General features: G+C 67.2%; 6 protein-coding genes and 4 pseudogenes. 5 read left to right on the top strand and 5 right to left on the bottom strand.

Annotation, left to right across the window (positions count from 1 at the left end):
- Window positions 1–17 precede the first annotated feature (17 nt).
- Window positions 18–5,045 carry a hypothetical protein gene (locus ABZT93_RS37900; RefSeq protein ID WP_356113241.1) on the top strand — a complete coding sequence of 1,676 codons (5,028 nt, stop codon included), beginning with the start codon at window positions 18–20 and terminating at the stop codon, window positions 5,043–5,045.
- 168 nt (window positions 5,046–5,213) lie between these two features.
- On the opposite strand, the pseudogene ABZT93_RS37895 reads toward ABZT93_RS37900, so the two are convergent.
- From ABZT93_RS37895 to ABZT93_RS37885, 3 genes and pseudogenes are all read right to left on the bottom strand, one after another.
- Window positions 5,214–5,672 (bottom strand): annotated as a pseudogene (locus ABZT93_RS37895) (IS6 family transposase); the annotation flags it as partial.
- 253 nt (window positions 5,673–5,925) lie between these two features.
- Window positions 5,926–7,154, bottom strand: a pseudogene (locus ABZT93_RS37890) (IS701 family transposase).
- Window positions 7,155–7,447: 293 nt separating this feature from the next.
- Window positions 7,448–7,636 carry a hypothetical protein gene (locus ABZT93_RS37885; RefSeq protein WP_356113239.1) on the bottom strand — a complete coding sequence of 63 codons (189 nt, stop codon included), beginning with the start codon at window positions 7,634–7,636 and terminating at the stop codon, window positions 7,448–7,450.
- A gap of 155 nt (window positions 7,637–7,791) precedes the next feature.
- Here ABZT93_RS37885 and ABZT93_RS37880 point away from each other — a divergent pair, with 155 nt between their 5' ends.
- On the top strand, window positions 7,792–10,638 hold the full coding sequence (locus ABZT93_RS37880) for a transcriptional regulator (RefSeq protein WP_356113237.1): 2,847 nt from the start codon (window positions 7,792–7,794) through the stop codon (window positions 10,636–10,638).
- Window positions 10,639–10,709: 71 nt separating this feature from the next.
- On the opposite strand, the pseudogene ABZT93_RS37875 reads toward ABZT93_RS37880, so the two are convergent.
- A pseudogene (locus ABZT93_RS37875) lies at window positions 10,710–10,905 on the bottom strand (transposase); the annotation flags it as partial.
- 72 nt (window positions 10,906–10,977) lie between these two features.
- Window positions 10,978–11,130 (bottom strand): annotated as a pseudogene (locus tag ABZT93_RS37870) (IS5/IS1182 family transposase); the annotation flags it as partial.
- 509 nt (window positions 11,131–11,639) lie between these two features.
- On the opposite strand from ABZT93_RS37870, the gene ABZT93_RS37865 reads away from it, so the two are divergent.
- From ABZT93_RS37865 to ABZT93_RS37855, 3 genes are all read left to right on the top strand, one after another.
- Entirely contained in the window at window positions 11,640–11,837 is a 198-nt protein-coding gene (locus ABZT93_RS37865) for a recombinase family protein (RefSeq protein WP_356113263.1), read from the top strand.
- An 89-nt stretch (window positions 11,838–11,926) separates the two neighbouring features.
- On the top strand, window positions 11,927–12,193 hold the full coding sequence (locus ABZT93_RS37860) for a hypothetical protein (RefSeq protein ID WP_356113235.1): 267 nt from the start codon (window positions 11,927–11,929) through the stop codon (window positions 12,191–12,193).
- Between the two features lie 154 nt (window positions 12,194–12,347).
- Window positions 12,348–12,710: a transposase gene (locus tag ABZT93_RS37855; protein WP_356113233.1), complete on the top strand. Its 363-nt coding sequence runs from the start codon at window positions 12,348–12,350 to the stop codon at window positions 12,708–12,710.
- Window positions 12,711–12,863: the final 153 nt, after the last annotated feature.

Raw genomic sequence — 12,863 nt, 5'->3', positions numbered from 1 at the left:
ACCGGCAGAGGACGGCAGTGGCAGCGAACGACAGCAGGGCACACAACTGGCAGAGCATCCGAGAATGGGACGGAAGTCAGCATCGTGCCTTTGAGGAACTGTGTTTCCAGCTCCGAAGCCCGGCGCCTCCGGGCTGGGACACGATCAAGACCGCTGCTCCGGACGGGGGCGTCGAATGGTACGACCAGGCTCCTGACGGCAGTGCGGCGTATGGATACCAGGTCAAGTTTGTCCACAGCATCGAAGACCTGATCCCTCAAGCGAAGAAGAGTGCTGCGACGGTCGGTGAGAACATCGCGAACCGGAAGATCGTCCGGCTTGAGTTCCTGACTCCCTTCGACCTATCCGACCCCACCCCTGTCACACCGCGCGGAAATCCGCGCACCGGCGCAAGGGAGCGGTGGAACAAGAACGTCGCCCAGTGGAAGGAGCAACTGCCCGGTCTCGCTGATGTCGACATCCGCTATGTCGGCGGTGGTGAACTGCTAGAACGGCTGACCAGGCCTGGCAATGAGGGACGCCAGTGGTTCTTCTTCGAAAGACGTGCGCTGGGCCAGGAGTGGTTCCAGGAACAGGTCACGCTTGCTGAGCGTCTGGCCGAGTCCCGGTACACCCCGGAACACCACGTGGCGCTGCCACTGGCCCGAGTGGTGGACGCGTGCGCCCTGTCCCACGAATTCCTGCGGCAAGCAGTACGGCAGGCCCAGGACCTGCGGGCTGCTGTCGACACGCTTCTCACCGAGATGACGTGGTGGCAGAACCGCTATCCCGCCCCGCAGGGCAGCCCGGCGCACGAAGCGCTGTCGCAGTGGGTGCGGTCGTGGACGCTGCCCCTACGGGAAGGCGCCGACACCTTGGTGCAGGACCTGGCGTCGGCATCCACGCGTTCCGGTTTCCCCGCCGGACAAGCAGCTGCTGTGGCTGATCACATGATGGATCTGCTGGACGAATGCGGCGGCCTGGCCGACCGGTTCGCTGAGCAACCACTCGAAAGAGATGACGCTCCGCCATCGCATCTGCCGCAGTCGGGCGCGGGGCGCGCACACACTGCGTCCGAGAGTGTGGAGACGTTGCGCCAGGGCGCCCTCGCCCGCGCCCGCGGCGCCTGCGCTCAGGTACTGGGTTTGCTGCGAGGCAGCGCTGCCGAGGCGGCGGAGCAGGGAGCTTGGCTGCTCCTGGGCGAGGCAGGGCAGGGCAAGACGCACTTGCTGGTCGGTGCCGCTCGAAAGGCTGTGGACGAGGGCAGGCCGGCGCTGGTGGTGTTCGGGCAGGAGCTCAGCGGGCACAGGACCTTGAGCGAGATCGCGCAATGGTGCGGGCTGGGCCAGATGTCGGAGCGAGACTTCCTCCAGGCGATGGACGCCGCGGGCGCGGCCAGCGGCTGCCGCTTCCTGCTGATCATCGACGCCCTCAATGACTCCGCCGATGCCCAAAACTGGCAGAGCGAACTGCTCGCCCTCCAGGGGCGGTTGGCCGGATACCGGCACATCGCTCTGGTTGTATCCTGCCGCTCGACCTTCACGTCCCTGGTCGTGCCTGACCGTTTCGATGGGCCAACGTCGGTGCACTCCGGCTTCGCAGGCCGGGAGGTGGAAGGGCTTGAGAGTTATCTCCGAGGGAGACCGGCTGCCCTCCCCAATACGCCCCTGCTCGCCTCGGTCTTCACCAACCCGCTGTTCGTGAAGCTGTACGCGGACAGCCTGAACCGGACCCAGGGCCAGGGCAGAGACGGGGCAAGCAGCCATCCGCGTGACCGCAGTGCAGTGTTCGACGCCTATGTCGACCACCGGGCCGAGGCCATCTGTTCCCGGCTCCGGCTGGACCCCCTCGAACGGCCCGTGCACCGTGCGGTGAACGCCCTGGCCTCACGCATGGCCGCCGAGCAGCGTTCCGTGCTCGGGCGCAGCGAAGCCCGTGGCCTTGCCGACGCCTACGCGCCAGCGGCCACAGCGTGGCCGGACACCATGCTCGGGCAGCTCCTGGCCCAGGGGATCGTGTCCAACGAGCGGGCCTACGGAGCCGAGGCGGGAATCGGCATCGGCTTCCCCTACCAGGCGTTCGGCGACGATCGCATCGTGCGGTCGGTCCTAGCCGCCCACCAGGACGAGATCGAATTGCTCCGTCAGGGCCGGAAGCCGGCCGCCGACTCCCCGCTGCGGGGCTGGCTGCGCCAGGCCGCCGCGAACTATCAGGAGGCTGCGTCGATTCTCCTGCCTGAGCAGGCCGGCACGGAACTTATCGACCTGCTCGCCTCGCCCGTCCAGCCCGCGACGGATACGCCCGAGCCCGACCACCGTGCAGACACGCAGCGCTACCTGCTGGCCCGGAGCTTTCTGGAAACGCTCCCCCTGCGCAGTGCACGGAGCGTCACCGAACGCACCATCGCCCTCCTCAACGAGACGGCCGCTTCTTACGGACACGCTTCCGATGTGCTGGAGGCCGTTCTGGCGGTCACTGCGGAGCCGGAGCATCTGCTGAACGCTGACCGTCTGCATCAGGTGCTGGCGAGAAGGCCGCGGCCGGAGCGTGACGCGTGGTGGGGCGTCGAGACCTACCCGATGGTGTGGGACGTCAACGCGCTGCACCGGCTGCTGCGCTGGGCCGAGCAATACCCCACCCCTGACGATCTCCACCCCGCGGTCTGCCTGGCCCGGCCCCGGGTCGGGGCGCGGGCACCCCGGCCCGTGACAGCACCCGGCGGCCCTGGCGAGGAAGTGGTCCGGCTGGCGGCCACGACGCTGGTGTGGACCCTCACCTCCTCCAATCGGTTCCTGCGGGACCGTGCAACCAAGGCCCTCGTGCAGCTCCTCCTGGGGCATGGGGAGGTTCTGCTGTCCCTCTTGGACCGATTTCTGCACGAGGACGCCGAGAGGGTGGACGATCCCTACCTCTTCGAGCGCCTGGTGTGGGTCGCGTACGGGGTGATGGCCCGGCGTGGCGAGAGTCGGGGACGGCGCGAACTCCTGGGACAGGTCGCGCGCAGGGTCATCGAGTACGTCTACGGCGACACCGTTTCACCCGCACACGCCTCGCGGAACGCGCTGCTCTGCGACGCGGGAACCCGCATCGTCACCATGGCGCACAGCGCAGGGGCCATTACCGCCGAAGAAGCAAGCATGGTCAGGCATCCGCACGCCTGCCCGGAGATCGGACAGGCCCCGCCGGAGAAGGATTTGGACGCTCTCTTCCCGCGGCGGGAGCAGAACAGATCCTTGTGGGGATCGATTCGCTCGTCCCTGTCCTCACTGGGAGACTTCGCCGACTACGAAGTCCGTCCAGCCGTCCACCACTTCAGCATGCTGCCTCTCGCATCGGACTATCCCCGCCGCCCCTTGTGGCAACGCCGCGACGATCCCGTCGCGGTGGACACCACCCGCATCCCCGCCTTCGCGGAAAGCCTCCCGGAGTCCATCCGGCCGACCCTCACCACCCCAGCCGCTGTCACTCAGCTCCTCACAGGCTGGACGGCGCGGCAAGTCCTCGACGAGGACCAGTACGCGCTGCTGCAGAGCTGCAAGGTGCCACCGGCTGACGACGAGCGCCTCGCCGATACACGCGTGGACGCGGCCTGGGCCGCGAGGTGGATTCTCGCCCGCCTCGCCGACCTCGGATGGTCACCGGACCTCTTCGCCGAGTTCGACAACTTCCGCGGGCGCATGTCGGGCTCCCGCCGGCCCCACAAGGGCGAACGGATCGGCAAGAAATACCAGTGGATGGCCCTCCACGAATTGGTGGAGCGGCTGGCGAACCACCATCACCCCCATCGGCACTCCGAAGACGATCCCGCCGAATACCCCGGAGCAGCACGGCTGTCCCTGCTCGACATCGATCCCACTCTTCCTCCGGCCCGACACCCCATCGCCGAGACTGACGACGAGGAAGCCCGCAACGAAGCGGACTATGCGACCTTTCCGCCCGCCAATCCTGCGGACCCGCTCGCACCGCCCATCCCGGCGCTACCTGACGACGACGGCATCGATGCGTGGATCAACCAGCCGGACAACCTGCCCGGCCTTGAGGAACTGGGCGTGCGAGCCGACAGCGAGGGCAGAGAATGGGTCGTACTGGACGAGCAGACCACGGACGACCACGACGGCCGCGGCTGGAATATCACCCGCGGACAAGCTGAGCAGTGGCACCACATCCGCAGCTGGACCGTCTCCGACGCGCAGCTCACGAGCCTGCTCGCGTGGCTTGAGGGCCGCAGCCTCATGAATCGGCTGATGCCCGAAAGACTCGATCGCCACAGTCTCCTCTTCGCCGACTTCCCCACCGTGCCCGGTCCATGGATGGACCCCGAACCCGACGCCTGGCACGTGCACACGTTCCAGCATCAGGAACAACAACCCGACCTACAGGGCTCGGTCGACCTCGACGATGCGGACGGTGACGAGGAACTAGCGATATCGGAGACGGACCCAGTACCGGCTGCTGCCGCTGACTATGGTGACGCCCTCGCCATCTGGCGGAGGAAGAGAGAAGAACGGCAGTCCGAGTCACTCGCCGACCTCGCGCAACAGTGGGCAGACGGTCCGGTCGCGGACAAGGACGACTGGCTGGAGCGCACTCTCGCAGCACAACCGCAGAGCCAGATCGACCGTGCCACTGACCCTGCCGGGCAGCCCGTTGCCGCCGTCCCGACAACTCAGACCTACAGCTGGAGTTCACAGAGTTCCGACTGCTCTCTGGATGCACCCGTATCTGTGACGCTGCTCAGTGATCCGCTCCTGAGGGACAGCGGTCTCCAACGCGACCCTGACCTGCCCCTCTGGTATGACGCCGAGGGACGGCTGCAGGTGCAATACCTATCCTGGGACCGCCCCACCGGCTCGGCCAGCAGCCTCCTCGTCTCCCGGGCGTGGCTCGAGCAGCGGCTCCAACGCCTGGGCTTCTGTCTGGTCCAGGGGATACTCGGCGAACGGCAGACCGTCACTCCCGAACGCCCCCGTATTTGGAGAGAATTCAGCCAGGCCGCAGGCCACACGGCACAAGGGCAGCGGACACCCGGCACAACCGTCACTGCGCTTAGGAGAAGCCTGAGGTAGTGGGCCGACATCCAAACGTGGTGGGGCCCGGTTCCGGGCTGTGCTCGGGCCGCGGTGGCGAGGCCGGCCACGCCGGTGATCTGCTCCCAGATGGCGAAGCCGGACGGTCATGTCGGCTCGGTGGGCGCCAGCGGTCATCAGATGGCGGCTGGGCCGGAAGTGGGGCGAGATACCGCTGAACGCGGACAGGAACCGCTGTGCTCCGCCCACTGAGCGGAAGCCTTTCATCGCCGGTTCACGCTACCTGGTGGGCTGGTGGCTGTTCTCGGCCCGGTTGTCCAGGTACTTCGACTGCGGTGCTCGACGCAGGGCATGACCTCGCGGTGGGCGGCGCCGTAGGAGCGGAGCTTGTCGGTGACGATCACCCGCGGCACCGCACCGGTCTTCTTCAGAAGTCTGCGGAAGAAGCGTCTGGCCGCGGCCTTGTCCCGGCGGTTCTGCACGAGGATGTCCAGGACGTTGCCGTTCTGGTCGACGGCGCGCCACAGGTACGGCTGCACGCCGTTTATCTTGATGAAGACTTCGTCCAGGTGCCACTTGTCACCAGGCCGAGGCTTCCGGCGGCGCAGCGCGTTCAGGCTGCCCGAACTTGCCGCATCAGCGGCGCACCGTCTCGTAGGAGACGACTGGCGTCATCGCGCAGCTGGCCCCACTTTTCCGGCCTGATGCGGCTGCAGGGCAAGGCGGGCGGACGCGCTTCCGGCCTGAACGGGCCCCGCCGCTGACCGGGGTGCCCCATGGCCCTCGAACTGCTCGGCGAACTCCGGGTGTGGGGCGGTGTCCTGCGGGTCGCTCCCAAAGGGCTGGTGGACGAGGTGAGAAGCGCTCATGCGGTGCGCTTGCGCTTATCGGCTAGTACTCCAGCCGTAGATGTGGATCTTCATGGTTGAAGGGTGGCTTGGTGTCGGTAGTGGCTGCGTTGGGCGCGGGCTTGGTGGCGTCGGCGCCAGGTGGACCAGTGCAGTCGATGGGCAAAGTCGCAGGTGGACTGTGCGGTCACGGCCATGAACAGACGCTGGATCTCGTTGCAGGTGAGAGGGATCAGCTCGTTTCGCGGCGCTCAAGGGCGGCAGCGACCGCCAGGAAGGCGTGGGCGATCAGGGCCAGGGTGACCCAACGGTGCCAGGAGTCCCAGCAGCGAACCTGGTGCTCGTCCAGTCCGGCCAAGGTCTTCGCGCTCTGGAACGTCTCCTCCACCGTCCAGCGGCTTCCGGCGACCTTGACCAAGGTGGACAGCGGCACCGGGCGGGGCGAGTAGCAACGGTAGTAGGCGAGTTCGCCGGTCCGGCGGTTGCGGCGGATCAGCAGGTGCTGATGGCCCGCCAGGCCAGGGGCGGCGATGGCGATCTGCGCCCAGTCATACCAGCGGTGGCCCTTCGCGCCGCGTCCGGCGGACAGCTTCTGCCAGGCCCGGCGTGGGATTCGTTTGGCCAGGTGGCGGGCGCGCTGAGGTCCGGCCGGTGTGGGGACGCGATGAGTGCTGGAGACTGCGAGGAGCTAGCCGAGCTGCCGTCTCTCCAGAGCGGCGCGCAGGTACGGGTTGTCGCCGTAGACTTCGTCGACGGCCGCCCACGCGGCCGCAACCCCCGAGTCCAGGGCGCGCTCGATCATCTGCCGGGCGAGCTGCGGTGTGGTGGCGAACCCTACATCGTCGGGAACGGCGACCAGCTGGCAGCGGTCCGGGTCGCTGGACCAGGACTTGGGCAGGTAGAGCGCCCGGTCAATGGCGGCGTGGCCACGGCGTGAGGCGTAGGTCGGGTAGACGGCAACCTGGGCGGTCTCGATCCTGCCGGCGGTTCCGGTGTACTGACGCTGTACGCCGACGGTGCGGGCACCCTTCTTCAGGTCGCCGGTCTCGTCCATCACCAGCACGGCCTGGTCATCAGCCAGGTGCTCCAGCACGAACGCGCGCAGGTCGTCCCTGACGAGGTCGGCGTCCCACTTGGCCCGGGCGAGTAGGTGCTGAAGTCCGTCTGGGCTGATATCACGGGTGTGCTCGGCAATTGTCCAGCAGTTCTTGCGGGGCAGGTCAGCCAGCAGACCGAGCACCAACTGCCATACTCGAAACCGGGGTTCGACTCGCGTGAAGCGGTTCGCGATCCGCTCCATCAAGCCCTCGAACATCGGCCGCCAGTGAGCAGGCATTACGCGGTGAGCTCCGGTCACCGTTTCATCGTCAGTCCACACACCTCACGATGATCACCGGTGGTCGCCGCCATCGCCGCACCAGCCCTCCCGGCTCTATCGCGCTCCACGCTTGGCCCAGGTGCCGCTTGCGAATCCCGCGGGTCGCCGAGATCAGCTCACGATCTCCTGAACGCGGCACCAGCAACGTGTGATCATGCCGATATGGCATTGGGTCGGATCATGGGCTTTGTTGCCCCCTCTGAAGCTGGGCTTGGTCACCCCCGCGTGATGCTGGTGATGGCCGTGGCCAGAGCGGTGGCCAGCGTGAGCGTGGCGGCGAAAGCCACCGCCGCCCGGGTCACTGCGGTGGGATAGGAAGGGTGATCCCGACGGGCGAGGTAGCCCGCGGCAGCTGCGACGAACAGCCCCGTCAAGGTCACCAGCGCGCAGGCGATGATGATCATGCTGCAGCGGTCGGACATGGTGAATGGCCCCTTGGAGTCGGCACGGTCATTGGCGTGCTGCCGAATTTCGGGTATGCCGTGTTCATCGTGGTTCGCTGGTCGAAGATGAACATGGGTAAACAACAGGACACGGCGAGGGGCCTGAAGGACGCGGGGTGGAGACGGACGAGGTACGAGATCCTGCAGCCTTGGCCGAGCTGCGCGCTCGCTTGGAAGCCGGCCGAATAGCGAGCCGGCTCAATCAGACCGCGTTGGCACGCAAGGCCGGTCTAGGACGTACGACGGTCAGCCGGGCCCTGAGCCAGAGCGCGCCTGGGCCGTCCGCGGACACGGTGGGAGCGCTGGGCCGAGTTCTGCACCTGGATGTGCCTGCGCTGCTCGGCCTACTGGACGCCGCCTGCGGCCGCGGACCGGCCGCCGTGGCTGATGCCGGACGGCCAGGCCAGGCAATCCAACTGTGGGATCCGCACGATCTCGAAGTCCATCCGGCAGCTGAAGCACCTGCCGCAGGCTCCAGCCCCGGTGCCGCAAGGGACAGGAACCCCGGCGCACGGGGCGGTGCGTTGCCCGCCTACGTCCGCCGCCCGCACGATGAACTCCTCGTCGAACTCGTTGCCTCCGCCGAGGACGGCAACAACGCAATGGCTGTCCTCGTGGGATCGTCCTCGACCGGCAAAACACGCGCGTGCTGGGAAGCCGTGCAGCCGCTCGCCGCTGCCGGGTGGCGTTTGTGGCACCCCTTCGAACCCACCCGGGCCGACGCCGCGCTCACCAGCATGCGCCGGGTGGCGCCACGGACAGTGGTGTGGCTCAACGACGCCCAGCACTACTTCGGCGGTGAGAACGGCGAACGAATCGCTGCCGCAGTACACGGCTTGCTCACCGACGCTTCGCGCAGCCCTGTACTGATAGTCGGGACTCTGTGGCCTGAGGTAGCAGACACCTATATGACCCCGCCGCGCTCGGGAGAACCCGATCCGCATTCACAGGTCCGTGGCCTGTTGGCCGGTCGCCTCATCGCTCTGCCGGACAGCTTCGACGGCACCGCCATCAAGGAGGCCGAAGCATTCGCCGCCGCGGGAGACCGCCAGCTCGCCCACGCCTTGAAGCACTCCGACAACGGCCGACTGACCCAGTTCCTCGCGGGTGCACCCGAACTCCTGCGCCGCTACAGCACGGCTTCCCCGCCCGTTCGGGCCATGCTCGAAGTGGCCATGGACGCTCGTCGCCTTGGCGCAGGAGTGCACCTGCCAGCCCGATTCATCGAACAGGCCGCAGAGGATTACCTCAGTGACGAGGAATACGACGATCTCGCCGACAACTGGCCGGATCAGGCTTTCACTGATGTAACTCGCCCCGTTCAAGGCCGCCTCGCTCCCCTCCGCCGCGTCCGCCCGCGCACTGCTCAGAACACACCCGCAGAGGAAGCCGCGCCGGTGCCCTCCTACCGGCTTGCGGACTACTTGGAGCAGCACGGACGAAGACGCCGCGCCCGACTATGCCCGCCGGAGTCGTTCTGGCAGGCAGCGCACGACCATCTCTCGCCCGAAGAACTCACCAGCCTTGCCGAGGCAGCCCGCAGCCGCCATCGCTTCCAGTGGGCTGAGCAACTGGCACAGCAGGCCAGTGGCTCCGGCAACGCCAACGTTCTCGTCAGAATCGCCGAGATCCGACGGACAGAAGGAGCTTTGAATGAAGCAGATCGGCTCATCCAGCGAGCCGCTGACACTGGCAACACTACGGCTCTCATCAGCCTGGCCATAGCCCGGGAGAATGCGGGCCGCAGGGAAGAAGCCGAGCAACTCGCTCAACGGGCGGCCGAAGGGGGCGACAGTAAGGGGCTGGGGCAGCTCGCCGAGATGCGCGAGAGCCACCGAGATCCCAAAGGAGCCGAGGAGCTGGCCCTGCGAGCTGTATCGCTCGGCAATACCAGCCCCCTCATACGCCTCGCCGAAGCCAGAGAACTGGCGGGAGCCCACCAGAGCGCCGAACGTCTGTGCCAGTTAGCGGCCAACGCTGGTGACGCCACCGGTCTGGTCCGAGTGGCAGCTATCCGCGAGACACTCGGCGCCCGCAAGGGAGCCCAGAAGCTGTACCAACTCGCCGCCCGTGTAGGCAACGCAAGCGCCTTGGTCCGCCTCGCCGTCCAACGCGAGATGGCCGGGGACCGAACGGGAGCCGAGCAACTCGCTTGGCAGGCTGCCAACGCGGGGCAGTCCTTCGCCTTGGTTCGAATTGCAGAAATGCGCGAAGCGGCAGGTGCCCAGGAGGCGGCGGAGAAGCTTGCGCGACAAGCCATCGAGGCCGGCCACCGCTTCGCCTTGGTCCGAATCGCCACTATCCGTCAGGTAGCCGGAGATCACAAGGGGGCGGAACGCCTGTACCGGCAGGCCGCTGAGTCGGGCAATCCCAGCGCCACGGCCCGCCTCACAGAGATGGCAGAGGCCGCTGGAGAACCGGAGGCCGCAGAACGCCTAGCTCTGCACGCAGCCAAGTCGGGCAACCCCAGCGCGCTAGCCCGCCTCGCCGACCAAAGAGAGGCGGCAGGAGACCCGCGCAGCGCCGAGAAGCTCGCGCTACTTGCTGCAGAGGCCGGAGACACCAGTGCTCTGGCCCGGATGGCGGAGATGCGTGAACTCACCCGCGACACCGAAGGAGCAGAGCGCCTCGCTCGGCAAGCAGCCGCAGCCGGCAACCCCAGCGCCTTGATGCGGTTGGCCGACATCAGGGAAGCGGCGGGAGACAGCAACGGAGCCGAAAAGCTGGCACGCCTTGCTGCAGATGCCGGAGACATCCATGCCTTGGCACGGGTCGCGTTGATGCGTGCGATGGCAGGAGACACACGACAAGCAGAGCAACTGGCTCGGCTCGCCGCTGACGCGGGCAATCCCAGTGCCCTTGCCCAACTCGCAGAACGTAAAGCTGCAGCCGCCCGAAACGATTCGCGTCCCATGCTGCACGGCCCTGACTCGGACGCGAGCGCAGTACCGGTAGCTCGGTGAGGGCGTTCCTGGCGTTGTTCGACGGCCTCTGGTCACCGACTTCCATAGGCACCACAGGTGCGTCGTTCGGGCGATATGCCGAAGCAAGGCGGAAGTTGTCGCCAGTCGCAACTGCTGACCATGACGTTGATGATGGCCGCGAACAAGGTCTCATCAGGTGTCCGGCGTTCCGCCGCCCTGCGGTTGCACTCTCGACGGCGGGATCGGCGGCTTCGCGATCTCCCACAGCCCGTCCGGAACAATCCAACTCCACGGGCCCGGGCCTATGCCCGAAACCACGACCCTCACTACGTAGGACGCCGAACAACGGCTAACAGGTGAGCCGAGTTGGAGGTGGATAATGATGCAGCAGGCGAGTTTGAGGAACGCTTCGTGGACGTCGGCTCGCCGTTCCCCTCGGATGCGTAGGCGTCGGAAGCCGTGCAGCCAGGCAAGACTCCCATCCACGACCCGGCGGTAGGTGCCCAGTCCCGTGCCGTACAGAGTGCCGCGGCCTCCGCCGTCAGTACTGCGACGGCGGCTGGTGGCCGCATACGGACGAACGAACGCTGTTTCGACCCCGGCGAGGTACGCACTACGCGGTACCGATACCGGAGCGCGGCGATCCCGACTGCGTGGGCGGTCAAGGGATGAGGAAGCAGACTGCTCAAACGGGACCTGTGGAGCGCCCGGTGCCTGGTAACAGGCACGCGGGGTGCGCGGGCGATGGCTGGCACGATGCCGCGAACACCGTTCTGTTTCCCTCGTTGGTGCGTGTCGAGCCATCAGGCGGTGATCAAGGAACACGCAGTTCAGAGGGCACTCGCACCCGTGCTTCAACGCATGACCCCGTTTTGTAAGGGTGCGTCATGCGAGGGCATCAACAAGGCGGATGAGGGCGACAAGGACGGTGTCATACGTCACGGCGAGGACACCGCAGAGGTGGCCGAAGGGGCGCGGCATCCCCCTCCAGGGGCGCCGCTTCCCGGACAACAACAAGTCGGCCACCCGCGGTCGTCTACCTGCTCGGCCGGCTCTGGCACAGCCGGCGCGAACAGGCCGAGGGAATCGAGTTCCTCCGCAAGCACGAGGTGTCCGTGCTGTGCGTCAAGGACCCCGAACTGGACCTCACGACGGCCGCCGGCCGCCTGCTGGCCGGCCTCCTCGGCGAGGTCGACACGTTCGAGGTCGAGCAGATGTCGGAGCGGGAGATGCGCTAGCGCGTCGAGGGCGGCCTGCCGTCGACCGGGCAGCGCTGCTTCGGCACTCGGTTCAGGTCTTCCTCGGGCTGCGCAGCAACACCCAGCGCGTGCACGAGGTCTTCTACCTGCGGCGCGATGGGACGGTCACCGAAGAGGCCAAGGACGTCGTCGAGGTCGGGCTGACCAAGGCCGTCTCCCCGGCCTACGACCGGGTGCGCATGCGGTTCATCGCATCCGTCGACGGCGAGCCGGAGGCAGGGCACCTCGCGACTGCGGCGGGAGTCTCCACGGAGACAGCCGCTGGACGGACACAAGCCCTACCTGCACAGGCGCTGGCGCGGGGGCTGCCACGACATCCCGCAGCTGCACCGTGAACTGCGCGCACGTGGCTTCACCGGAGACATCCAGTGCGTCCGCCGCTACTTCCGCCCCTTCAAGAAGCCGCACAGCCCCAAGCCGAAGAACCCGCCCGCGCCTGCTCCCGAACTGCGGCCCGCCCCAAAACCCTGGCGTATCGTCCGCTGGATCATGACCAACCCCGGACACCTCGCCGAGTCCGACGCGGCCGAGCTCAAAGACATCCGGGCCGCCTGCCCACACCTCGACGCAACCGCACGCCACGTTCGCGACTTCGCCGACATGATGCGCGATCTGGGGGGCGAGAAACTGCCCGCGTGGATGGACCACGTCCTCGCAGACGACCTGCCCGCTCTGCATTCCCTGGTCAACGGCATGAGGAGGGACCTGGACGCGGTCACAGCCGGCCTGTCCACGCACTGGAGCTCCGGCCAGGTCGAGGGACACGTAACCAGAGCCAAGCTCCTCAAGCGCATGGGCTTCGGCCGGGCCAACCTCGACCTCCTCCGCAGACGCATCCTTCACAGCACGTGACTCCATCCTCGGGTGAGCGGGCGGCTGCAGTAATCGGGATGCTGTCATTTTGGTGGCAGGCTGGGGCCCGCCCCGGTAAGTTAGCGATCTTCGGGCGGTGCTAACTCCCGGAGTCCTCGAAGGCGAACGTCCATGATGAACCTCGACCGATCC

Origin of the sequence: Streptomyces sp. NPDC005303 (genome assembly GCF_040607335.1) — a bacterium.
Classification (GTDB): Bacteria; Actinomycetota; Actinomycetes; order Streptomycetales; family Streptomycetaceae; genus Streptomyces.
Note: the sequence above shows the minus strand (reverse complement) of the source record. Positions and strands in the feature narration are given on the sequence as shown.

Excerpts from the sequence above, each read along its gene's own strand:
- ABZT93_RS37885 (WP_356113239.1), bottom strand. The coding sequence starts at position 7,636 with ATGATCATCATCGCCTGCGCGCTGGTGACCTTGACGGGGCTGTTCGTC.
- ABZT93_RS37855 (WP_356113233.1), top strand. The coding sequence starts at position 12,348 with ATGACCAACCCCGGACACCTCGCCGAGTCCGACGCGGCCGAGCTCAAA.